Raw genomic sequence first — 23562 nt, forward strand, 5'->3', positions numbered from 1 at the left:
CGCTGTGTGCGGTGACGTACATATAAAGGGCACCCTTTGGCTAAAACGGAGGGGCACCTGCCGCCCATACGGCAGATGCCCTTTTTTTGTCAGGGATATGTTACAAATTCTTGACAAAGCTGTATCCAGTCTGTTACCCCTTCGTCCGTCTCATGCTCCGAAATTCCTTAAAAAGGAGGATTTCCCAGATGAAAGAAAGCAATGCTCCCGCCGTCGGGCGCACCCCGTTCCAGAAGTGGCTGGACAAATATCAGGGTCTGTTTTATCTGATTCCCTGGATCATCGGCTTCGTCGTCTTTAAGGCAGTTCCCTTTGGTCAGTCGCTGTACTACAGCTTCACCGATATGAACTTCTTCAAGAGCGGCACCCAGTTCGTTGGTCTGGCCAACTACATCACGGCCTTTACCACCACCAAGATCACCAAGGCGCTGCTCATCACCTTCAAGTACGCTTTCATTACCGTGCCTCTGAAGCTGGTCTTTGCGCTGTTCATCGCATACATCCTGAACTTCAAGATTGCATGCGTCAACCTGTTCCGCACGGTGTACTACATTCCCTCCATTCTGGGCGGCTCTGTTGCAATCGCCGTTCTGTGGAAGGCTGTGTTCAGCGTGGATGGCCTGCTCAACACCGTGCTGCGCGCTGTCACCTTTGGTCTGGTGCAGGGCCCCGAGTGGTTGTCTGACCCCAGCTACGCGCTGTGGATTATCTGCTTCCTGCGCATCTGGCAGTTTGGTTCCGCCATGGTGCTGTTCCTGGCCGCTCTGAAGGGTGTGCCTGCAGACCTGTACGAAGCCGCTACCATTGATGGTGCCGGCAAGTGGCGTCAGTTCTTCTCCATCACCGTTCCGATGATCACCCCCATCATCTTCTACAATCTGGTCACTCAGATCTGCCAGGCTTTCCAGGAGTTCAATGGCCCCTACATCATCACCAACGGCGGCCCCCGTGGTTCCACCACGCTGATCTCTCTGCTGGTCTACAACTACGCATTCAAGTCCTATGACATGGGTATGGCATCCGCTCTGGCATGGATCATGTTCATCATCGTCTGCATCCTGACGATCATTGCATTCACCAGCCAGAAGAAGTGGGTCTACTACTCTGACGAAAGGTAAGGTGACCAGTATGGGAATGAAAGCATCGAACAAAATTGCAACCTTCTTCAAGTATTTCGTCCTGATCCTGGTCGGCGTTATCATGATCTATCCCCTGCTGTGGATGATCAGCGCTACCTTTAAGGACAACAGCGAGATCTTTGCAGGCATCAGCCTGTGGATCAAGCACCCCACTCTGGATGGCTACCGCGGCGCACTGAACAACTTCGGCGGTTCCATCAACATCCTGCAGGCCATGCTGAACACCTACAGCTACGTCATCCCCAAGGTGATCTGCACGGTGGTCTCCGCCTGTGTGGCTGCCTACGGCTTTGGCCGCTTCGATTTCCCCGGCCGTAAGTTGATGTTCAACATCATGCTGGCCACCCTGTTCCTGCCGCAGGTCGTTCTGAACGTGCCGCAGTACCTGCTGTACAACAAGTTCGGCTGGCTGGACAGCCCCTTCTATCTGGCTATCTGGGTGCACTGCGCATTTGCGACCGAGACCTACTTCGTCTACCAGCTGGTGCAGTTCATGCGCAATGTCCCCCGTGATCTGGACGAAGCCGCTGCCATCGACGGCTGCTCCTCCTTCCAGACCCTGTACAAGGTCATCGTGCCCATGCTTGGCCCCGCTCTGGTGTCCTGCGCACTGTTCCAGTTCATGTGGAGCTGCAACGACTTCATGGGTCCGCTGCTTTACGTCAGCACTCCCGGTAAGTACCCGATGTCCCTGTTCGTCAAGCTGTCCATGGACGGTGATACCGGTTTCGCATGGAACAAGATCCTTGCTCTGTCCCTCATCTCCATCCTGCCGCAGCTGATTGTCTTCTTCTGTGCACAGGACCAGTTCGTTGAAGGTATCTCTGCCGGTGCCGTCAAGGGCTAAGCCCTTTCCCCGCACAGCGTAAGATCATCTGATACAAACAAACACCCCCTGTGCCGTTCCCGTAGATGGTGCAGGGGGTGTTTCTTATTTCTTATGTCCTTTGCGGTACTGCAGTGGGCCGGTACCCATCACATCGCGGAACACCCGGCGGAAATGGGCGGCGCTGGCAAAGCCGGTCTGTTCGGCCACCGCACTGATGGAAAGCTCAGTCGTTTCCAGCAGCTTCTGGGCCGCTTCGATGCGGCGGTTGTTGATATAATCCACGATGGACTGGCCCGTTACCCGCCGGAACAAACGGCTCAGGTAGTAGGGCGAAAGATAAAACTGCGCCGCTACCTCGGTGAGGGAAAACTTCTGCCGGTAATTGGCCGCAAGGTAGGCGCAGATCCGCTCCACCGTTTCGTTGTGGGGACGCGCCACGGCGCTGCTCTCGGCAATGCACTCCTGCTCCACATAGTGCAGGATCAGCAGCAGGTACAGCGGGCCGGGGTAATCCTGCTCGGTGCTGGCGCTGGCCATCATTTCCAGCAGGGTACGGATGCGGCTCTGCCACTGCACCGGTGCATACAGCACTGTGCGCTCCCCGGGCGCAAACAGGCGGCCGAAATCCCGCCCGGCTGTGTTTTTCAAATCATGCAGCATCCCCAGCGGAAAGTGGCACCCCACGATCTGCGGCACGGCGCTGCCGGTCTGTGCAAAGCTGCAGCCGCCGGGGCCAAGCAGCACGGCGCTGCCGGGGTTTACCAGCACATTCCCGCTCTCGTATTCCAGCGTGACGCTGCCCTCCGACACCAGCAGCAGATAGCAGGTGTCCTCATCCGACGGCAGCTCGTAGCGGCCAATATTCAGGCGCAGGGTGGCTGCGGCCACTTTGCCGGTGATTTTTTCCCGTTCCGGTTTCATAAAAAATTCCTCATTTTTGTATTTTCCCCATCATACCACGCCTGCACCCTGCGGGCAAGACAAAACCATCAGGAGGTTCTCTCATGAATCTGTCGCTTATCCGTTCCATGACGCGCAGCGCTGTTTTCGAGCTGGAAAACGGCCTGTGCTATCGTCCGGCCCACCCGTTCACCGTTACCCTGAACGGCAAGACCGTCTACGAAGCCTGCCAGACCAACGTGTTCTCTCTGTTCTCCCTGCTGCCCGGCACTGAGTACACGGTGGGTGTGCAGGCCGAGGGCGAAAGCCTGACCTGCACCTTTACCACAGAGGCCGAGACCTTCTTTGTGGATGCTTCCCGCTACGGTCTGGTGGCCGACGGCACCACGGACAACACTCTCAAGCTGCAGGCGGCTCTTTCCACCTGCCCCAAGGGCGGCACAGTGTACGTGCCCGCAGGCCGCTACCGCACCTGCAGCCTGTTCCTGAAAAGCAACACCACCCTCTATCTTGAAAAGGGCGCTGTGCTGCTGGGCGACAACGACCGCACCCACTACCCCATCCTGCCCGGCGTGATCCCCAGCGAGAACGAGGTGGATGAATACTACCTGACCGGCTGGGAGGGCAACCCGCTGGACAGCTTTGCGGGTCTGTTGAACATCACGCAGGTGCACGATGTCGTTGTGACCGGCGAGGGCACGCTGGACTGCGATGCCGAGAACGGCGACTGGTGGGTAACGCCCAAGATCAAGCGCATCGCATGGCGGCCCCGCGCTGTGGCTGCTGTGGACAGCGAGAACATCTGCCTGCACGGCATCACGGTGCAGAACAGCTATTCGTGGACGATCCACCCCATCTTTGTCAAGCACCTTGACCTGCTGAACTTCAACATCAACAATCCTTACAATGCCCCCAACACCGACGGCATCGACCCCGAAAGCTGCGAGTATATCCGCATCATCGGCGTGAACATCCATGTGGGCGACGACTGCATTGCCATGAAGGCCAGCAAGGTATTCCTTGGCATGAAGCTGAAAAAGAGCTGTGAGCACACCGTTATCCGCAACTGCCTGTTGGACAAAGGCCATGGTGGCATCGTCATTGGCAGCGAGATGAGCGGCGGTGTGAAGGATATGGTGGTCACCCAGTGCCTGATGGACCACACCGACCGCGGCCTGCGCGTCAAGACCCGCCGTGGCCGCGGCAACACCGCCGTCATCGACGGGCTGGTGTTCCGCAATGTGGAGATGCGGGGTGTCAAGGCACCCTTCGTCATCAACATGTTCTACTTCTGCGACCCGGACGGCCACGGCCCCTATGTGCAGTGCCGCGATGCCATGCCCGTGGACGAATACACCCCGAAGCTGGGCAGCCTGACCATGGAGGACATCGTCGCCACCGACGCTCAGTTCGCGGGATGCTACTTCGACGGCCTGCCGGAGCAGCCCATTGAGCGCGTTTCCATGAAGAACGTCACTATCACCTTTGACCCCAATGCCGAGGCCGGTCAGGCCGCTATGGCAGATAACCGCCCTCTGGTGAAGAAGCTGGCCATCTACGCCGAGAATGTCAAGGAGATCGACCTGCACAACGTGAAGATCGAAGGCTACGAGGGCGAACGCCTGCACTTTGCAAATGTCGGCCATTTTGAGGAGGACTAAACCCATGACCCATGAAGAAATTCTTACCATGCTGGGCGATTACGTGGACTACCTGATTGCCAATTCCAGCGCCGAAGCACCCATGTGGAACATCGAGAAGGTGCGCAGCGGCAAGCCCAACAAGTGGAACTACATCGACGGCTGCATGATCACGGCCTGCCTGAGCCTGTACAAGACCACCGGCGACGAGAAGTATCTGAACTTCTCCAAGAGCTTCATTGATTCCTTTGTTCAGGAGGATGGCTCCATCAAGACCTACGACCCTAAGGAGTACAATCTGGATAACGTGAATCAGGGCAAGAACCTGTTCACCCTGTACGATATCTTTGGGGATGAAAAGTACCGCAAGGCCATCGAGACCATCCGCAGCCAGCTGGCCACCCAGCCCCGCACCAAAGAGGGGAATTTCTGGCACAAGGACATCTACCCGTGGCAGGTGTGGCTGGACGGCACCTACATGGCCCAGCCCTTCTACATGGAGTACGAGACCCGCTTTAACAAGATGCAGGGCTGCATCGACAGCTACAAACAGTTCATGAATATCAAAAAGCACATGCGGGACGAAAAGACCGGCCTGTACTACCACGGCTACGATGAGAGCCGCCAGATGTACTGGGCCGACCCCGTCACCGGCTGCAGCCCCAACTTCTGGCTGCGTGCCATGGGCTGGTTCATGGTAGCTATGGTGGACGTGCTGGAGCGGATGGACGAGCAGCTGTACAACGAGTACCGCGGCATCATGGCAATGCTCAAGCAGACCATTGAGGATGTGCACAAATTCCAGGACGAGGAGACCGGCATGTTCTGGCAGGTGATGGATCACCCCGGCGTGGAGGGCAACTACCTCGAGACCAGCGGCACCGCTCTGTTTGCCTACGCGGTGCTCAAAGGCGTGCGTCTGGGCTACCTGCCCAAACGCATGGCCGCATGGGCCGAAAAGGCCTTCTACGGCACCTGCGACAAGTACCTCTCCAAGAACCCGGATGGCAGTCTGCAGCTGGACGGCATCTGCCTGGTGGCGGGTCTTGGCGGCAAGGATCACCGCGACGGCTCTCTGGCCTATTACTTCAGCGAGCCGGTGGTCTGCAACGATGCCAAGGGTGTCGGCCCGCTGGTGCTGGCTTACACCGAAATGATCGCACGCAAGTAAACTGCATATCGTAGGCGGGCAGCTTTCTTGCCGGACACGAGTCGGGCCATTCCATCGCCCGCGTGGCTGTTGCAAAACAGCGTCCCTTTAAAATGTTGAAAGCAGCCGCATTCACCGTACAAAACGGGCAGAATGCTGAAAACTCAAAGGCAAATCTCAAAAAAAAATGAGATAGGCAGCCCCTTTCGGGGAAGTCTATCTCATTTTTTCGTTGGGGCTGTTTTGCAGCAGCCCCTTCTCTATGAAAAGAGGTTCAACATGAATTCTCGAAGATGTCTTATCAGAACTTGAACAGGTTCACGATGCGCTGCCACAGGCGGGTAAAGATATTGCCTTCCTTCACCGTCTCAGTCTCGGCTGCAGTGGTGTCGGCAGCGGCCACGGTTTCAGCGGTCTTATAGACGAACTTGACGCTGCTCTCGGCATCATCCGGTGCACCGGCAAAGCTGGTGTAGTCGTTCAGGCGGTCGGTCATCTCGTCCAGCACGGTCTTCAGGCCATGGAGCTGATCCTGATCCAGCGCGCCGGTCAGCTTGGAGATGCCTTCCTCGTTGAACTGGTTCAGACCGTCGTTCAGCCGGCCTGCGCCGTCATTCAACTGACCTGCACCGGTGTTCAGGGTGTTCACTCCGTCATACAGGGTCTTGGTGCCTGCAGCCAGCTGTGCGCTGCCATCCTTTGCGGAGTGGGCACCGTCCGCAGCGGTCTGCACGCCTGCGGTGTACTGGTTCACGCTGGAAACAAAGAACTGGATCTGAGAAAGGCTGGTCTTCAGGGCGCGGACATCGGCCATATCCTGACTGTTCTCCACCTGATACTTCAGCTCGGCCTTTGCAGTGTTCTTGGCATCCTCGCTGGTCAGCAGCTGTACCAGACCGCACAGCATGGAGGGGTCGTAGTTCTGCATCAGCTTGAGGGCTGCTTCCAAATCGTGGTTCGTCTTGGTCGCAGACAGATACAGGGCCAGATCCAGCTGGCTGTCCTTGAAGCTGGGAGCCTGTTCCCACACGGTGCGCACGATCTTGCGGCGTCCGGCAGCGAGGGTCTTCTCGTTCATGGTGAGGATGTTGTCGATCACAGCCTCGTAGTTCGACCATGTCATGTCCTCGTCGATCAGGCCGCCTTCCTTCAGGGTCTTGTTGGCAGAAGCCAGCACACCGTCAGCCACCTGCTGCGCACCGGCGTTCAGTGCTGCATTGTTGGCGCTCAGGGTGTCCAGACCGTTGGTCAGCTGGCCAAGGCCGTCGTCCAGAGCGGCAGCGCCGTTGTTCAGGGTGTTGGCACCATCCAGCAGGGCCAGAACACCGTTTGCCAGCTGAGAGGTGCCGTCCACCAGCTGGGAAGCGCCGTCCATGAGCTGGCTCATGGCATCGTTCAACTGGTTGATGCCGTCGGTCAGGTCGTTGATGCTGCTCAGGTCGAACACGTTGCTCGTGCCCAGAGCGGCCGTGCTGGTAGCGCAGGCCACCATAACCTGCGGGCAGGTAAAGTCTTCCACATCGGCTTCCACAGTCACGGTGTCCTGCAGATAGTCTTCGATGCTGTCCACCTCATCGGGCAGCAGGCCGGACAGGGAATCCTTCACGCCCGGCAGGGTGACAAAGGCGGCAACGCTGCTTTTGGCGGCGCTTTCGATCATACCGTGTTCTGCGGTCACGTTGGAAGCATCCCCGCCCAGAATGACACCCACAGCGGTGATCAGCGGAGTGACGATGGTGCGGTCCTTGCCGTTCACGTTCACGGTGCCGGTCTCGTTGTTCTTCAGGTTGACGGTCACAGTCAGTTGGCCGCTCTTGCCAATGATGTCCTCAAGGGCGGCTTCCTGACCGTCCAGAGCGTAGGTCACCTTCACATCGATGGGCAGGGCCTTGTCGGTATTGCCCTTGTAGTAAACATCGGTGTCGTTGGTGTTCCACACCAGCTCTTCCCCGTTCTGGGTGAACTCGGCATCGCTCTCAGTGTTCTGGATGTCGGTCAGGGTGGTCTTGTCGGTGACGTTTGCAAGGCCGGAGGCGCTGTACAGGTGCTCGCTGACGGTGGTGCTCTTGATGGAGCCGTCGCCGTTCATCACAGCATAGACGGTCTCGGATTTGGAAAAGCTGCTCTTACCAGCTGCAAATGCGGGCATTGCACAGCCTGCGGCGAGGGTGAGAGCCAGCGCCGCACTGGCGAAACGAAGCGATTTTTTCATAACGTAATTACTCCTTTTCAGACTTCTTGGCGTTGGCGGATTCGGGTACCATCCACTTGAGGGTGGTGTGGCGGATGATCCAGTCGCACAGCATCAGGGCTGCGGGCAGCACCACCAGAATGACCACCATGCTGATCAGTGCGCCGCGGGAGATCAGCAGGCAGATGCTCTTCAGCAACTCCATCTTACTGATGGCAGCCACACCGACGGTGGCGGCAAAGAAGGTCAGGCCGCTGGTCAGGATGGACTGGCTGCAGTGCTCCAGCGACTGCTGGGCGGCTTCCTTCGGGGTGCGGCCAAAAGCGCGCTCTTCGTGGTAACGGGTGGTCATCAGGATGGAGTAGTCCACGGTAGCACCCAGCTGGATGGTGCCGATGACGATGCTTGCAATGAAGGGCAGCTGCGTACCGGTGAAGTACGGGATGCCCATGTTGATGGCGATGGCGGCTTCAATGCTGGCCACCAGCAACGCCGGGATGGAAATGCTCTTGAAGGAAACGGCGATGATGACCAGAACGGCCATGATGGACCAGACGTTGACGTTCTTGAAGTCTACGTCTGCCACTTCGATCAGGTCTTTCGTCATGGCACCCTCGCCGGTGATGACGCCCTCGGGGTCAAAGGTCTTGATGAGGTCGATCATCTCGGTGAGCTGGCTGTTGATGGCATCCGTGCCGGTCTTATAGGAGCTGTTGGCCAAAATCAGCTTGTAGCCGCCGGACTGCAGGATCTCCATGATGCTGTCGGGCAGCAGCTCGGTCTGGAAGCCCGGGCCGGTGATGGAATCCAGACTCACGACCTGCGTAATGCCATCCACGTCCTTGAGTTCATCGCACAGGTCGCTCACCTCGGTGGCAGTCAGGTCGTCATGCACCAGAATGAAGTGGCTGGTGGTCATGCCGAAGTCCTCGCCCAGCTTGTTGGTTCCCACGATGCCGGTCAGATCCTGCGGCAGGGAGTCGAACAGAGTGTAGTAGACCTCGGTCTTGTTCTGCGCGATGACAAAGGGGATGAGGATGAGGATAAAGATAACCACGATGGGCACCGAGTGATTGGAAACAAAATAGCTGAGCTTTTTCAGCTTGGGGATCACGGTGCGGTGCTTGTACTTTTCCACCCATTTATCAAAGGTAAGGATCAGGGAGGGCAGGATGACCACGGTGCAGATGACACCGAGGGCAACGCCCTTTGCCATGACAAGGCCGATATCGCGGCCCAGCGTCAGGCGCATGGCACACAGTGCAAGGAAGCCCGCGATTGTGGTCAGGCTGGAAGCAGAGATGGAAGTCATGGTCTTGCAGATGGCGCTGGACATGGCCTCCTCATTGGAAGAGCGCAGCTCCTTCTCTTCCTGATAGCGGTGCAGCAGGAAGATGGAGAAGTCCATCGTGACACCCAGCTGCAGCACGGTGGCCAGTGCTTCGGTGATGTAGCTGATCTGGCCCAGAAAGATGTTGGTGCCGAAGTTGTACGCAATGGGGAACAAAAGACCCAGCATGAACAGCAGCGGGGTGATGGTGCTTTCCAGCGAAAGGAACAGCACCAGAAGGCTGGCACCCACGGCGATCAGGATGTACATGGGCATTTCCTGATTGACCAGTGCCTTGGTGTCCTGCAGGATGACGCTCATACCGCCGAAGAAGCAGTCCTTGCGCAGCAGCTTTTCGATCTGAGCGACGGCTTCCATGGTCTCGTCGCTGGCGCTGGGGGCGTCAAAGCGGACGATCAGCATGGTGGAATCGTTCTTGCCGAACATGAACTGCTGCACATCGGCGGGCAGCATCTCGGTGGGGATGCTGGGGTCGATCACATCGCTGAGCCAGAAGGTCTGGGTGACGCCGGGAACAGCCTCGATGTCCTTCTTCATGGCGATCAGTTCGTTTGTGGGTAAGCCTTCTACCGTGATCATACCGGTGGAGGCCAAATGGAAATCGTCCTCAAGGGCTACCTCGCCGATCATGGAGTCCAGATCCTGCGGCAGGTAGGTGAGGATGTCATAGTTGATGCGGGTAGCAATTGCGCCGATTGCGGAAGGGATCAACAGCAGGAATGCTACTGTCAGGATCAGCTTGCGCAGCCGCACAATGCCCTGTGCGATCTTTTTCATGAGAACCCTCCATAGAAAATGGTTAAAAATCTTATCAAAATGACTGGTGGTCATTTCCAAGCAAACACTATTATAACCATGACAAACCGGGTGTCAAGTACAAAAATGACCAAAAGTCAGTTTTCTTATCAACTGCCTGAAATTGTATAGCTTTTTGGACTTGCACTATCGGAAAAGGACTGCTAAAATAATTGAGACAGCACGAATGAGCGAGAGAAAACAAGAGGAAAAGAGGAATCGTCAGGAAAAATGGGTACCGTGGAGGGCAAAAAGCAGGAGAAGCGCCGGGCACTGCTGGAGGCAGCCTATGATTTGTTTCTGGAGCGAGGTGCCGCAAAAACCAGTGTGGAGGACATCACCAGCCGGGCCAAGGTGGCCAAGGGCACCTTTTATCTGTATTTTCAGGATAAAGGTGCGGTGATGCAGGCGCTGCTGGGCCGGGTGAGCTACCAGCTGCTGAGCAACGCGTGCGAAGCGGTGGAAAAGCAGACAGAGCTCGAAAACTTCCCGGACAAGATGGTGGCGGTGATCGACCATATCATCGAAGCGCTGCGGAAGGATACGCTGGTGCTCAAGTTTCTGGAGCACAACTTCATATGGCCGGGGCTGGATCAGATCGAGGCCAGCCGCGAAGCCGAGCCGCTGATGCGCAAGCTGCTGAATGTGGTGCTGACCAGCCCGGAAATGGCCGGCCGCACCGAGCGGGAGATCTACCAGCGCATCACGGCATTGGGCAGCATGTGCATGTCGGTGTGCTATTCCAGCGTGCTGGAGGGCAAACCCGATGATATTGAAGCCATGAAGCCGGTGCTGTACGATATCGTCCGCAGGTCGCTGAAGGTGGAAAAATAAAAAATCGCAGAAAAGTATTGCTTTTTTGCACAGGCTGTGGTAAACTATTCAAGTCGATATGACTTATGGACGGTTAGCTCAGCTGGTAGAGCATCTGCTTGACGTGCAGGAGGTCACAGGTTCGAGTCCTGTACCGTCCACCAAACAGTTCGTACTCGAACCCGATTCTTTATGAAAAAGGGTTCGGGTACGTTTTTTGTTTACAGGAAGTTCTACGGCGGGAGTACGCAGAACGGTAAGCAAGAACGAGGAAAGGCAGGGTATCACCATGGCGGTGGTGTCCTGCCTTTTTCTTCGGCATCCCCATATTGCGCGTTTTAGGTCAATCTCTGCGTACGTCCGTACACAGTCCGTACGCACGTACGCAGGAAAAAGGGAAAGTTCTGGCATATAGGGGGTAGTCTTTCGGTTGGCGGTATGGTATACTCGGCTCAGAAAATGGTATCGCCACACTGAAATAAAAAGGCTGAAAGGAGCTAAAGATGGATTTTTTGGTTATGCGTGTCTTTGTGAAAATCTGGTGGATTTTCCCCTTTGTCTTTGTGTTTTCTTTGCTTTTCGCAATTCGGGAAACGGTCAAAGATGGTCCAAATGATTTGAAGTATGCTTTGGCTGCGGCGGTCAGCCTGTTTATTCTGGTTGCAGTTTGTATGCCGTATTATAGTTACTACTAAGCAGGGTTTGGGGCAGACACGCCCCAACAGGACCGCGGTTGCGTAGCAACAAACGCCCCAGTGGGGCGTTTGAGCGGCAGCCCGGTCTTGCGCCAGCAAGATGGAGGGGCCTTGCCCCGACAAGGGCCACTTCAAAAACGCGAGAGCGTTGCAGAAGTGCAGTCCCGGATGGGCAGAAAATTTTCAAAAATTGAAAATTTGTGGCCACGGGACGATTCTTGCCTGCTATGTTTTCCATCGACATTCTTGAAAATTTTCCGCAGTTTCGTTATCTCTCCTGAAAGGTGTTCTTGCTATGGATATTGAAGTCAAACGGATGTCCTCTACGGCCATTGAAATGCTTGACCAGCTCAGCGCTGTCTGCAAACGGTTCGGTGTGGACTATTATGCAGCTTCCCAGAATCAGCGTGATTTGCTGGACAGCATCGCCCTGCATGAGTATCAACTCAGAAAAGCTCATGAGCAGGGGTTGAAACGCGCAGATGTTCTGCCATTTCTTGGCTTGAAGCGCACCGAACGCAGCAACGAGATGCCTGCATAAAGTTTCGAGTGCTGTGGACAATGCTCCACCAAAACAACCCGACTCATTCGAGTCGGGTCTTTTTGTTTTGGTGGACGGTACAGGGCTCGAACAGGGCGGCTCTGCGCTTTCCAGCCTGCAAATTTCACTTTATCGGGAGTGTTCTTTACTTGGCGGGTGTGATATACTCGGCTTAGTTCAACAAATCGGAATTTGAGGAGATAGACTAGTGAGAACATACGAGAATAAAGATGAACTTAAGAACGAGATAAATAAAAGTTTTGCAAAGTACATTTCAGAATTTGATATTATTCCGGAATCATTAAAAGATAAGAGAGTTGAGGAAGTTGACAGAACTCCAGCAGAAAATCTTGCTTACCAGGTTGGCTGGACAACTCTTGTTCTTAAATGGGAATCAGACGAAAGAAATGGCCTTCATGTCAAGACTCCTTCGGATGATTTCAAGTGGAATCAGCTTGGCGAATTATATCAATGGTTTACAGATACATATGCTTATCTGTCGTTGCAGGAGTTGAAAGATATGCTGAGAGAGAATATTAATTCGATTTATGAAATGATTGACTCATTAAGCGACGAAGAGTTATTCGAGCCACATATGAGAAAGTGGGCCGATGAATCAACCAAAACAGCAGTCTGGGAAGTATACAAGTTTATACATGTTAACACGGTTGCTCCGTTCGGAACATTCAGAACTAAGATTAGAAAATGGAAAAAGATAGCACTATAACTTCCAGTTTGCCGTACTCGTTTCCAGCAGGGTTTGGGGCTCCGCACGCCCCAACAAGAATCATCAGCCTTGCGCCCGTAGTCATTTTGTGATGCAATATTCCTGACAGGAGATGTCCCGTCTGGTGTTCTATCGCGTCAACGATGAAAGCAAGAGCGTGGAAATCCACCGTGTGCTGCGAGGTACGTGGAATCTGCCGCAGTATCTGGAATAAATCCAGGTTCGCCTGCCCTTGGCAGTGCACTGCCGCAAAAGTCCTCAGACGGCTGTCTGGGGATTTTTTATTTGTGGGGGGGCGGTACAGGATGGGAACCGCATCTGTTTTCCCCGCAAGGTTTTCCATTGCATTTCATAGAAAAGTGTGTTTCAATAAAAAGAGCCATACGGCGATCAGACGCAGAGAGAAGGTGGGTGCAGGATGTTCAAAATTGCGATCGTAGAGGATCAGGAAGAAACACGGGAAAGCCTGAACCGGTTCGTCCGGCAATATGCGCAGGAGCAGGGCCTGCAGGTGGAGATCAGTCTCATCACAGACGGTGCCGAGATCGCAGAGCACTATACGCCGGGATTCGACATTATTTTTATGGACGTGGAGATGCCACGGCTGGACGGTTTTGGAGCGGCCGAAGCCATCCGGGCCGTGGATGCGGATGTGGTGCTGGTCTTTGTGACCAACATGGCACAGTATGCCATCCGGGGCTACGAGGTAGATGCACTGGATTATGTGCTGAAGCCGGTGAACTATTATCAGTTCTGCACCAAGCTTTCCCGCGCCATCCAGCGGGTGCAGCGGCGCAGAGGCGGGCAGGTTGTGCTGCAGCTGGCGGGCGGCGGCATCCAGCTGCTGGATACCGCTGATATCTATTATCTGGAGACCCACAGCCGGATGCTGTACTACCATACCTCCAAAGGAGAGTTCGCGGCACGCGCCAGCCTGCAAAGTGCCGAAAAGCAGCTTGCCGAGTATCATTTTGTCCGCTGCAACCAATGTTATCTGGTCAATCTGGCCTACGTTAAGGGCATTGAAAACGACTTTGCCCTTGTGAGAAACGACCGGCTGGAGATCAGCCGACGGCAGCGTACGGCCTTTCTTACCGCAGTAGCGTCCTACATGGGAGGTGTGCTGTGACCACATCCCTGCTGAACAGCCTGCTCCGGGCGCTGCTGCGCTGGGGCGCGGCGCTGGTCTTTTGTCTGCCTTTGCGGCATCGCACCCATTTCTGGGCGCGTGCCTGCGGGATGCTGTTCCCGCTGCTTTTGCTGGCGCAGCTGCTGGACCCTCTGGCACAGTCCACAACACTGTGGCAGCAGCAGCTCCTGCTGCTGGTACTTTACGTTTCCTTTTTTGCACTGCTGGGCGGGATGATCTATCTGTGTACGGATATCAATAAAAAAGGTGCCCTGTACTGCGCAGTATGGAGCCTGCTCATCGCGCAGTGCGCTTACGAGGGCTGGTGCTTTCTGGAGCTGCAGTTTACCCGGTATGGACACCCGCTGAACATGGCTTCCCCTTGGGCGGTTCTGGTACAGCTGCTGTCCGGGGCGGTATTCTTTGCGGCGGTGTATATCCTGCTGGCACGGCAGCTTCCTTATAAAGGAGAATACAACATCGGGCCCCGGCAGCTGTTCAGCGCGTTCTTCATTGGCATCCTGTTCATGGTGCAGGCCGCCGTGCTGGACAATGCCCGCGCCGAACAGACTCCGCTGAGCCTTACCGTTACCATTCTGATCGGGCAGTTCTATTTTATCACCCTGCTGTATTTCCAGAGCGAGCTGTTCAAGAAGTCTGCCATGGAAAAAGAGATGAGTGAACTGAATCTGCTGTACGAGCGTCAGCGCCAGCAATATCAGGTGGCCCGGCAGAACGTGCAGATCATCAACAAACGCTGCCATGAGCTGAAGGTGCAGATCGCCAATCTCCGCAAGCTATCGCCCGAAGCGGTACCACAGGAGCGCATTGATGAGGCCGAGCGCGCGGCCCGCCTGTATGACGCGAACCGCAACACCGGCAACGAGGTTCTGGATGTGGTGCTGACCGAGAAGAGCCTGCTGTGCGAGTCCCGGGGCATCCAGCTGAATGCTGTGGCAAACGGCAGCTGTCTGGGCTTTTTTGAAGCGGGGGATCTGTACGCATTGTTTGCCAATGCGCTGGATCACGCCGTGGAAAGCTCCGTGCAGGCCTCCCGGCCGGAGTGCCGGGTCATCGATCTGCTGGTCTGTGTGCGGCAGGGTTTTGTAGTGGTGAACATCATCAGCCCGCTGCGCCCGCCGGAACAGCAGGCAAACCGCTCTGCACAATACGAGCTGAAGGTGATCCGGCGCATCGTGCAGAAGTACAAAGGCACTTTGACCTTGGAAGAGCAGGGCGAGTTTTTTGCGGAAAAGATCATCTTTCCGCTGCAAAAATAAGTTAAGGAAACGGCAGCCGCCGCAGAAGTTCCGGAAACGGAAGGACTGCGGCGGTTTTCTTTTTACGGCTTGTTGGATACATCTGCTTGTGAAAAACTTACAAATATATCAGTTCACATTTGGCAGTCCAAAACCGAATATGCACGCAAAACGACCGATTTTCGCACGCATCTTGCGAAATACGGCCACTCTGATAAAATAATGACAAAGAGCAGAAAACGAAAAAAATCACTGTACCACAGCAAAAACAGGAGGAATCGGATGCGTAGTATTGCAAAGCTCATGAAGGACTGGCAGTTCACCGGCCCGAACGGCGTTACCACCGCCGTAGAGCTGCCCCATACATGGAACGCCAAGGACGGTCAGGACGGCGGCAACGATTACTGGCGGGGCTGCTGCACCTACTGCACCCGCTTTGCAGCACCGGTGTACGACCCGGCACAGCAGCAGGTGTGGCTGCAGTTCGAGGGTGTCAACGCCAGCGCCGCCGTGCTGCTGAACGGTCAGCAGCTCTGCACCCATGACGGCGGCTACTCCACCTTCCGGGCAGAGGTCACGGAGCTGCTGCAGGCAGAGAACCAGCTCACGGTGCGGGTAGACAACAGCGTCAACGACCGCATTTACCCCCAGAAAGCGGACTTCACCTTCTACGGCGGCATCTACCGGGATGTGAGCCTGCTGGTGGTGAACAAAAACCACATTGCCCTGGGACACTTTGGCGATACCGGCGTGAAGATCACCCCCACCCTGAAAGAGGGCAGCGCCGACATCCGGGTGGAAACGCTGGTGGAAGGCAGCGGCACCGTAACGGTGGAGCTGCTGGATGCTGAGGGCCGCACCGCTGCAAAGGGCGAGGGCGAAAATACTTTCCTCCATCTGGATGCTCCCCACCTGTGGAACGGCGTGGAGGACCCATACCTGTACACCTGTGTCGTCCGCTTGCTGCAGGACGGCAAGCCGGTGGATGAAGTGACCACCAAGGTGGGCCTGCGCAGCTTCTCTGTGGATGCAAAGAAGGGCTTTTTCCTCAACGGCAGGCCCTATCCCCTTCACGGTGTGTCCCGCCATCAGGACCGCAAGGGTCTGGGCAACGCCATCACCCGGGAGATGCATGATGAGGACATGGCGCTGATCCGGGAGCTGGGTGCAAACACCGTCCGGCTGGCGCACTACCAGCACGACCAGTATTTCTACGACCTGTGCGACCAGTACGGCATGGTGGTCTGGGCAGAGATCCCCTACATCTCCGAGCATCTGCCCAATGGCCGGGAAAATACCATCAGCCAGATGAAAGAGCTCATCCACCAGAACTACAACCACCCCTCCATCGTCTGCTGGGGCGTGTCCAACGAGATCACCATTTCCACCAAGGATAAGGCCGATATGCTGGACAATCACCGGGTGCTCAACGAGCTGTGCCACAAGCTGGACCCCACCCGCCTGACCACGCTGGCCTGCTACGCCGTGTGCGGCCCCTTCAACCCGGTGGCGCACATCACCGATCTGGTGAGCTGGAACCTGTATCTGGGCTGGTATGTGCCGGGCCTGTTCCTGAATGACCTGTGGATGGACTTTTTCCATCTGGTGTACCCCAACCGTCCGCTTGGCTTTTCCGAGTACGGTGCCGAGGGCATGCCCAACCTCCACAGTGCCCACCCCCGCCGGGGCGACCACACCGAGGAATATCAGGCCAAGTACCACGAGTATATGCTGAAGTGCTTTGACCGCCACCCGTGGCTGTGGGCGACCCATGTGTGGAACATGTTCGATTTTGCAGCGGATGCCCGGGATCAGGGCGGCGAGCCGGGCATGAACCACAAGGGTCTTGTCACCTTTGACCGCAAGACCAAAAAGGACAGCTTCTACCTCTATAAAGCATGGTGGAGTGAGGAAAACTTCGTCCACATCTGCTCCAAGCGGTTCACCGACCGCACCGAGAAGGAGATCGAGGTCAAGGTCTACTCCAACCAGCACACCGTTGCCCTGTATGCGGACGGCAAAAAACTGGCAGAGCAGACCGGCGAGCATATCTTCAAGTTCCGCGTGCCGCTGCATGGCAAGGTGGAGCTGAAGGCCGTTGCAGGCGACTGCATCGACACCGCATCCTTCCGCAGTGTGGCAGAGCCGAACCCCAGCTACAAGCTGAAGAAATCCAATTCCACCAGTGCAAACTGGGTATAACCAAGGACATCCCGCTGTCTGGCGGTTGTTATAAATGAAAAGGAGGAGAACCAATGAATCCCAAGAAACCCAAAGTACGTTTGTGGTCGGTGCTCACTGCGCTGACGGCGATCCTGACCATCGCCGCCATCGTGGGCAACATGATCGCAAATCAGTACGCCACCACCCTGAACGTTGCTCTGAATGCATCGACCTATAAGATCATCAAGGGCGACACCACGGAAGATACCGAATACTTCAAAGCGGGCTTTGCTTCCGACGAAGAGCTCGAGGCTTATGAGGCTGAGCTGTGCGCCACCGTTGAGGCCGAGGGCGCTGCCCTGCTGAAGAACGACAACGCTGCCCTGCCGCTGGCAGGCAGCGCCAAGGTCAGCCTGTTCGGCCATGGCTCTGTGGATCTGATGTACGGCGGCACCGGCTCCGGTTCCGTGGATACCAGCAAGGCCCCCAACCTGAAGGAAGCACTGGAAGCTCAGGGCATTCAAGTCAACCAGACGTTGTGGAATCTGTACAAGTCCGACAGCATGATGAAGAACTACAGCCGCATTACCCCGGCCTCCATCTCGGATACGCTGGAAGCAAACACCCAGTACGCTGTCAATGAAGCTCCGTGGAGCGCACTGTCCAGCGCCGAGAGCAGCTTTGCCGAGTACGGCGATGCTGCCATCGTGGTGTTCTCCCGCTCCGGCGGTGAGGGCGCAGACCTGCCCAGCGGCACCAACGGCACCAACGACAGCTGGATCTCCGGTTCCGAGGGCAGCGGCAACTATCTGGAGCTGTCCGCAGAAGAGATCGAGCTGCTGAAGAACCTGAAGGCACTGAAGGACAACGGCACCTTCAAGTCCATCGTCGTCCTGATCAACAGCTCCAACGCACTGGAGATGGACTTCCTCAACCCCGCCATCTGCGGCGAGGACTACGGCATTGATGCCGCCATGTGGATCGGCGATGTGGGCCAGACCGGCATCAACGGTGTGGGCCAGCTGCTTGCCGGCACTGTGACCCCCTCCGGCTCTCTGGTGGACACCTACCTGTACGACAATCTGGCAAACCCCGCCATGTACAACTTCTACACCCAGGCCTACCCCAACGCAGCAGAGTACAACCTGCTGACCGAGGGTGCAGACGTGCAGGGCATGTACAGCGTCTATCAGGAAGGCATCTATCTGGGCTACCGCTACTTCGAGACCCGTTACGAGGATGTGGTCATGGGCACTGCCAAGGCAGGCGACTATGACTGGGCCACCACCGTTGCCTATCCCTTCGGCTACGGCGACAGCTACACCACCTTCGCTTACAGCAACTTCAATGTGACCGAGTCTGACGACGCCTTCACCGTCACCCTGAAGGTCACCAACACCGGCAAGACCTATTCCGGCAAGGAGACCGTGCAGGTCTACTTCCAGTCTCCCTACACCGACTACGACAAGGCAAACGGCATCGAGAAGGCCGCTGCAGAGCTGTGCGGCTTTGCCAAGACCGATGTGCTGGCTCCCGGCGCTTCCGAGGATGTGACCATCACTGTGAAGAAGAGCGAGCTGCGCACCTACGACGCAAACAACGCCAAGACCTACATTCTGGATGCCGGTGACTACTACTTCACCGCTGCTACCGATTCTCACAACGCTGTCAACAACATCCTTGCTGCCAAGGGCTACACCGTGGCCGGCACCAATGGCCGCATGACCGAGGACGGCGATGCTTCTCTGGTCTGGAAGTGGACCAACGAAGCACTGGATACCACCACCTATGCAATCAGCACCAACGGCACTGCCATCACCAACCTGTTTGATGAGTCCGACCCCAACAAGAGCAGCGATGCTCCCGGCAGCGTGACCTGGATGAGCCGCGCTGACTGGACCGGCACGGTTCCCACCCAGCCTGCAGCTCTGACCGCCAACGAAACGCTGGCTGCAGATCTGGCCTTTACCCAGTACGACGGCACCGAGGCCGACAGCGTCGAGATGCCCACTCTGGGTGCCAAGAACGGCCTGACCCTCGCTTCCATGATTGGCAAGGACTTCGACGATCCCCAGTGGGAGACCCTGCTGGATCAGCTGACCTTCGATGAGATGGTCAACACCATCACTCTGGGCTTCCACAACACTGCAGCGGCTGCTTCCATCGGCAAAACCGCTACCAAGGACGAGAACGGCCCGCAGGGCCTGACCGCTGCCCTGACCGGCGGTGCATCCGCCATGTGCTACACCTCCGAGGATGTCATGGCTGCCACCTTCAATGTGGACCTGATCAACGAAGTGGGCAAGTGCATCGGTGAGGACTGCCTGGCCATGGGTTACTCCGGCCTGTACGGCCCCGGCATCAACATGCACCGTACCGCCTACTCCGGCCGTAACTTCGAGTACTACGCCGAGGATCCCTTTGTGGCCGGCACCATCTGCGCTGCCGAGGTGCAGGGCATCCAGTCCAAGGGCGTGTACGTCTACCTGAAGCACGTTGCCCTGAACGACTCTGAGACCAGCCGCCGTGGTGTCAACACCTGGCTGAACGAGCAGACCGCCCGCGAGATCTATCTGGAAGTGGCCGATAAGGCCATCACGGATGGCGGCGCATGGTGCGTGATGACCGGCTTCAACCGCTGGGGCGCAACCTGGTGCGGTGCCAACTCCAACCTGCTGAACGGCTTCCTGCGTGAGGAGCTGGGCATGCGCGGCATGTGCATCACCGACTTCTCCGGCTCCAGCCAGTACATGGATCTGGTGGACGGCCTGATCGCCGGTTCCGACATCTGGGACAGCCCGATGCCCAAGATCCACACCACCAAGGCTGCCAACTACGAGAACGATGCCTACATCGTGACCCAGATGCGCAATGCAATGCATCACATCCTGTACACCGTGGTCAACTCCAACGCCATGAACGGCTGGTCTGCAAGCGATACGCTCAAGACCGTGCTGCCCTGGTGGCAGACTGCGATCTACGCACTGATCGCCGTGCTGGCTGTGCTGACCGTGCTGTGCGCATGGCAGCTGAGCAAGGCCCTCAAGCGCAAGAAGGAGCTGGCAGACACCGCTCCTGCTGTTGACCAGAAGTAATTCCGGTCTGCACGATCCCTGACCCCATGTTACGGCAGCCTGCCCCGAAGGCGGGGCGGGCTGCCGCTTTTTATCAAAGACAAAAGGAGAGACCGCAATGGGCGAACAAAAAACAACGGCGTCGAGTGTGAACCGCGCCAAAACCTACCAGCTGGTGCTGTTTCCGCTGAACAACGGCGCGACCAACGTGTACTATGTGCTGGTGCTTTCCTACATCGCGACCTTCGGCAGCAAAGTGCTGGCCCTGAGCATGCTGTTTGCTTCGGTGATGGTCACCGGCATGCGCCTGTTCGATGCCGTCACCGACCCCATCATTGGTGCCCTCATGGACCGCACCAACGGCAGGTTCGGCAAGTTCCGGCCCTTCATGGTCATCGGCAACCTCATCATGGCAGCAAGCATTCTGGTGCTGTACTGCCTCACCCCGCTCATCCCCGCCAGTGCCATGGGGCTGCGCTACGCTGCGTTCGTTGCCCTGTATGCCGTGTGGGTCATCGGCTACACCTTCCAGACCAGCTGCACCCGCTCCGGCCAGACCGTGCTGACCAATGACCCCAAGCAGCGCCCGCTGTTCACCATCTTCAACACGGTGGGCAGCCTGCTGGGCATGGGTGCCATGCAGTTCTTTGCCCCCATCCTTGCCAAGAACTATGAGGGCGGCTACGCTTCCGCCGGGTTCTTCCGCACGCTGGCTCCGGTGGGCATCGTCATCTCCATCCTGCTCACCCTGCTGGCTGTCATCGGCATCTGGGAGAAGGATCAGCCCAAGTACTTTGGCATCGGCGGCGAAAAGACCGAGAAGATCAAAGTGAGCGAATACATCCAGATCATCAAGAACAACGATCCCATGCAGCGGCTGATGGTGGCCGGTGCAGGCTGCAAGCTGGCACTTTCCATCGCCACCAACACCACCGTGCTGTGCATGCTGTACGGCTGCATGATGGGCAACTACGATGGTCTGTACCTGCCCATGATGGTTCTGGGCTATGTGTGCAGCGTGCCCTTCTTCCTGCTCACCGTCCGCACCAGCCAGAAGGAGGGCCAGAAGGCCAGCCTGATGAAGTACGTCAGCGTGGCGCTGGTGTGCTATGTGGGCGTGCTGGTGCTGCTGCTGCTCTGGGGCCGCGGCGATGCCTTCACACTGTCCATTCTGGGCGAGAACGGCCTTTCCATCAACCTGTACACCATCCTGTTCATCGCCTTCTTCGGCATCGGCTACGGTGCTTACTACGCCACCGCCGATATGCCCATCCCCATGGTGGCCGACTGCTCCGACTACGAGACCTACCGCAGCGGCAAGTATATCCCCGGCATCATGGGCACCCTGTTCAGTCTGGTGGACAAGCTGGTGTCCAGCCTGTCCGCTACCGTTGTGGGCATCGCGGTCAGCTTTGTGGGCCTGCAGAGCCTGCCCACCCAGTATGACCCCTACACCCCGGGCATGAACTGGGTGGTCATCGTGCTGTTCTGCATCATCCCCATGGTGGCATGGGCGGCTACCCTCATCGCCATGAAGGGCTACACCCTGACCGGTGCCAAGATGAAGGAGATCCAGGCTGTCAACGCCTGCCGCCGCGATGCAGTGGCCAAGGGCATGAAGCTGGAAGAAGCCATGGACAAGTGGCAGACCATGGATCAGCTGCCGGCGGAATACCGGAACTGAGACGCTGTATGGAACTGAATACCGATCTCACCGGCAAGGTGGCTGTCGTCACCGGCGCAAGCGGCACGCTGCTGCCCACGCAGGGGGTCTGGCGTTCGAGTTCCTAATTCTCCACCACAAAAAATCCTCAGACATTCGTCTGGGGATTTTTTGTTTGGTGGTGGTACAGGACTCGAACTATTTCTCCGCGGATACAGGCAAAAAACGAACAAAGGCAGGATACCACCATGAGGGTGGTATCCTGCCTTTTGAATCTTTGTGTGGAAAACCTGCTTACAGCAGCGGGATGCCTGCCTTGGCGCAGGCTTCGCGGGTGGCTGCGTCCCAGACGCTGGCCTGCACTTCGCCAATGTGGGCGCTGCCCAGCAGCAGCATGCACAGGCGGCTCTGGCCGATGCCGCCGCCGATGGAGTAAGGCAGCTCACCGTTCAGTACGGCCTTGTGGAAGGGCAGGGCGCGGCGGTCGTCGCAGCCAGCCATGGTCAGCTGCTTGTCCATGCTTTCAGGGCTGACGCGGATGCCCATGCTGCTCAGCTCATAGCTGCACTGCAGCGGGTCGTTCCAGAACAGCAGGTCGCCGTTCAGATCCCAGTCGTCGTAGTCGGGGGCACGGCCGTCATGGGGCTTACCGCTCTTCAGCGGAGCGCCGATCTTCATCAGGAAGGTGGTGCCGTGCTCCTTCACAAAGGCGTTCTCACGCTCCTTCGGGGTCAGGTCCGGGTACTGGTCCTCCAGCTCCTGCGTGGTGATGAAGGTGACGTTGGGGCTGTGCAGCGGCAGCTCCTGCAGCTGGGGGAACATGGCGTGCAGGTTCATCTCAGTGGCGCAGACAGCGGACACGATGGAGCGCACCACGCTCTTGAGGTAAGCCTCGTTGCGGTCTTCCAGACGGATCACCTTTTCCCAGTCCCACTGATCCACATAGATGGAGTGCAGGTTGTCCAGATCTTCGTCGCGGCGGATAGCGTTCATATCGCAGTACAGGCCCTTGCCCACACGGAAATCGTAGTCCTTCAGGGCCTTGCGCTTCCACTTTGCCAGTGACTGCACCACCTGTGCCTCAATGCCGCTTTCCTTGATATCAAAGGTGACCTTGCGCTCGACACCGTTCAGGTCGTCGTTCAGACCGGTGGATGCTTCCAGAAACAGTGGAGCAGACACGCGGTACAGGTTCAGTGTGGCGCACAAGGTGTCGGCAAACAGACGCTTGACCGTACCAATGGCGCGCTGCGTGTCGTACAGGTTCAGCGCGGGCGTATAGTTTGCCGGGATGATGGTTTTGCTCATAACAAAATACCCCTCTTCTATTGGATTCCGGCCCTGATCTCCCAGTACAGGGCACGGCTTTTGAACCAGAAAATACTTGTTTCATTATGGCATATTTTTTTAAGAAAGTAAAGTGAGAAGGCAAAAAAAGGGGGCTGCCGGTAAGGCAGTCCCGTTTCCGCAGTGAAAAGGGCGGCTTTGCATCAGCCGAAAAGC

At 56.8% G+C, this 23562-nt stretch carries 17 protein-coding genes and 1 tRNA gene; 14 read left to right on the plus strand and 4 right to left on the minus strand.

Features of this window, described 5'->3' with window-relative positions; all coding sequences use genetic code 11:
* The first annotated feature begins 188 nt into the window (after positions 1-188).
* Positions 189-1118, plus strand: a complete 930-nt coding sequence (locus DW937_RS06675; RefSeq protein WP_097777234.1) for a sugar ABC transporter permease — start codon at positions 189-191, stop codon at positions 1116-1118.
* A gap of 10 nt (positions 1119-1128) precedes the next feature.
* Positions 1129-1986: a carbohydrate ABC transporter permease gene (locus tag DW937_RS06680; protein ID WP_005942942.1), complete on the plus strand. Its 858-nt coding sequence runs from the start codon at positions 1129-1131 to the stop codon at positions 1984-1986.
* An 84-nt stretch (positions 1987-2070) separates the two neighbouring features.
* Here DW937_RS06680 and DW937_RS06685 read toward each other — a convergent pair whose 3' ends face one another.
* The gene (locus tag DW937_RS06685) at positions 2071-2889 is read right to left on the minus strand and encodes an AraC family transcriptional regulator (RefSeq protein WP_120120493.1); all 819 of its coding nucleotides are present in this window, start codon (positions 2887-2889) and stop codon (positions 2071-2073) included.
* 83 nt (positions 2890-2972) lie between these two features.
* Between DW937_RS06685 and DW937_RS06690 the strand changes: the two genes are divergently transcribed.
* Together DW937_RS06690 and DW937_RS06695 are read left to right on the plus strand one after the other, a co-directional pair.
* Positions 2973-4529 carry a glycoside hydrolase family 28 protein gene (locus DW937_RS06690; protein WP_044953799.1) on the plus strand — a complete coding sequence of 519 codons (1557 nt, stop codon included), beginning with the start codon at positions 2973-2975 and terminating at the stop codon, positions 4527-4529.
* Between the two features lie 4 nt (positions 4530-4533).
* Positions 4534-5679 carry a glycoside hydrolase family 88 protein gene (locus tag DW937_RS06695; RefSeq protein ID WP_120020398.1) on the plus strand — a complete coding sequence of 382 codons (1146 nt, stop codon included), beginning with the start codon at positions 4534-4536 and terminating at the stop codon, positions 5677-5679.
* A gap of 280 nt (positions 5680-5959) precedes the next feature.
* Here the strand turns inward: DW937_RS06695 and DW937_RS06700 are convergent, their stop codons facing one another.
* Positions 5960-7870, minus strand: coding sequence for a hypothetical protein (locus DW937_RS06700; protein WP_120120494.1), 1911 nt, complete (start codon positions 7868-7870; stop codon positions 5960-5962).
* Positions 7871-7877: 7 nt separating this feature from the next.
* Positions 7878-9977 carry an MMPL family transporter gene (locus tag DW937_RS06705; RefSeq protein ID WP_120120495.1) on the minus strand — a complete coding sequence of 700 codons (2100 nt, stop codon included), beginning with the start codon at positions 9975-9977 and terminating at the stop codon, positions 7878-7880.
* A gap of 249 nt (positions 9978-10226) precedes the next feature.
* Between DW937_RS06705 and DW937_RS06710 the strand changes: the two genes are divergently transcribed.
* The 10 genes from DW937_RS06710 to DW937_RS06760 all read left to right on the plus strand — a co-directional run bounded on the left by DW937_RS06710 (position 10227) and on the right by DW937_RS06760 (position 22080).
* Positions 10227-10829 (plus strand): TetR/AcrR family transcriptional regulator, encoded by a 603-nt coding sequence (locus tag DW937_RS06710; protein WP_120120496.1) that lies wholly within the window; start codon positions 10227-10229, stop codon positions 10827-10829.
* A 67-nt stretch (positions 10830-10896) separates the two neighbouring features.
* Positions 10897-10972 (plus strand) — tRNA-Val (locus DW937_RS06715).
* Between the two features lie 339 nt (positions 10973-11311).
* A complete protein-coding gene (locus DW937_RS06720) occupies positions 11312-11503 on the plus strand; it encodes a hypothetical protein (RefSeq protein ID WP_120020402.1) in 192 nt (63 codons plus the stop codon).
* A gap of 295 nt (positions 11504-11798) precedes the next feature.
* Positions 11799-12044, plus strand: coding sequence for a hypothetical protein (locus tag DW937_RS06725; RefSeq protein WP_120120497.1), 246 nt, complete (start codon positions 11799-11801; stop codon positions 12042-12044).
* Between the two features lie 208 nt (positions 12045-12252).
* Positions 12253-12771 (plus strand): ClbS/DfsB family four-helix bundle protein, encoded by a 519-nt coding sequence (locus tag DW937_RS06730; protein WP_112149188.1) that lies wholly within the window; start codon positions 12253-12255, stop codon positions 12769-12771.
* A 418-nt stretch (positions 12772-13189) separates the two neighbouring features.
* Positions 13190-13900: a LytTR family DNA-binding domain-containing protein gene (locus DW937_RS06740; protein WP_120120498.1), complete on the plus strand. Its 711-nt coding sequence runs from the start codon at positions 13190-13192 to the stop codon at positions 13898-13900.
* Positions 13897-15180, plus strand: coding sequence for a GHKL domain-containing protein (locus DW937_RS06745; RefSeq protein ID WP_120120499.1), 1284 nt, complete (start codon positions 13897-13899; stop codon positions 15178-15180). The genes DW937_RS06740 and DW937_RS06745 overlap by 4 nt, the downstream gene beginning before the upstream one ends.
* A 261-nt stretch (positions 15181-15441) precedes the next feature.
* On the plus strand, positions 15442-17361 hold the full coding sequence (locus tag DW937_RS06750) for a glycoside hydrolase family 2 TIM barrel-domain containing protein (RefSeq protein WP_120120500.1): 1920 nt from the start codon (positions 15442-15444) through the stop codon (positions 17359-17361).
* Between the two features lie 53 nt (positions 17362-17414).
* A complete protein-coding gene (locus DW937_RS06755) occupies positions 17415-20417 on the plus strand; it encodes a glycoside hydrolase family 3 protein (protein WP_120120501.1) in 3003 nt (1000 codons plus the stop codon).
* 97 nt (positions 20418-20514) lie between these two features.
* Positions 20515-22080 (plus strand): MFS transporter, encoded by a 1566-nt coding sequence (locus tag DW937_RS06760; protein ID WP_120120502.1) that lies wholly within the window; start codon positions 20515-20517, stop codon positions 22078-22080.
* A gap of 273 nt (positions 22081-22353) precedes the next feature.
* On the opposite strand, the gene asnA is transcribed toward DW937_RS06760, so the two are convergent.
* Entirely contained in the window at positions 22354-23367 is a 1014-nt protein-coding gene (asnA, locus tag DW937_RS06765; RefSeq protein ID WP_005942692.1) for an aspartate--ammonia ligase, read from the minus strand.
* Positions 23368-23562: the final 195 nt, after the last annotated feature.

This window comes from Faecalibacterium sp. AM43-5AT (assembly GCF_003603345.1).
Taxonomy (GTDB): domain Bacteria; phylum Bacillota; class Clostridia; order Oscillospirales; family Ruminococcaceae; genus Faecalibacterium; species Faecalibacterium taiwanense.

Coding starts and splice junctions, on each gene's coding strand:
- DW937_RS06675 (WP_097777234.1), top strand. CDS start 189: ATGAAAGAAAGCAATGCTCCCGCCGTCGGGCGCACCCCGTTCCAGAAG.
- DW937_RS06680 (WP_005942942.1), top strand. CDS start 1,129: ATGGGAATGAAAGCATCGAACAAAATTGCAACCTTCTTCAAGTATTTC.
- DW937_RS06685 (WP_120120493.1), bottom strand. CDS start 2,889: ATGAAACCGGAACGGGAAAAAATCACCGGCAAAGTGGCCGCAGCCACC.
- DW937_RS06690 (WP_044953799.1), top strand. CDS start 2,973: ATGAATCTGTCGCTTATCCGTTCCATGACGCGCAGCGCTGTTTTCGAG.
- DW937_RS06695 (WP_120020398.1), top strand. CDS start 4,534: ATGACCCATGAAGAAATTCTTACCATGCTGGGCGATTACGTGGACTAC.
- DW937_RS06700 (WP_120120494.1), bottom strand. CDS start 7,870: ATGAAAAAATCGCTTCGTTTCGCCAGTGCGGCGCTGGCTCTCACCCTC.
- DW937_RS06705 (WP_120120495.1), bottom strand. CDS start 9,977: ATGAAAAAGATCGCACAGGGCATTGTGCGGCTGCGCAAGCTGATCCTG.
- DW937_RS06710 (WP_120120496.1), top strand. CDS start 10,227: ATGGGTACCGTGGAGGGCAAAAAGCAGGAGAAGCGCCGGGCACTGCTG.
- DW937_RS06720 (WP_120020402.1), top strand. CDS start 11,312: ATGGATTTTTTGGTTATGCGTGTCTTTGTGAAAATCTGGTGGATTTTC.
- DW937_RS06725 (WP_120120497.1), top strand. CDS start 11,799: ATGGATATTGAAGTCAAACGGATGTCCTCTACGGCCATTGAAATGCTT.
- DW937_RS06740 (WP_120120498.1), top strand. CDS start 13,190: ATGTTCAAAATTGCGATCGTAGAGGATCAGGAAGAAACACGGGAAAGC.
- DW937_RS06750 (WP_120120500.1), top strand. CDS start 15,442: ATGCGTAGTATTGCAAAGCTCATGAAGGACTGGCAGTTCACCGGCCCG.
- DW937_RS06755 (WP_120120501.1), top strand. CDS start 17,415: ATGAATCCCAAGAAACCCAAAGTACGTTTGTGGTCGGTGCTCACTGCG.
- DW937_RS06760 (WP_120120502.1), top strand. CDS start 20,515: ATGGGCGAACAAAAAACAACGGCGTCGAGTGTGAACCGCGCCAAAACC.
- asnA (WP_005942692.1), bottom strand. CDS start 23,367: ATGAGCAAAACCATCATCCCGGCAAACTATACGCCCGCGCTGAACCTG.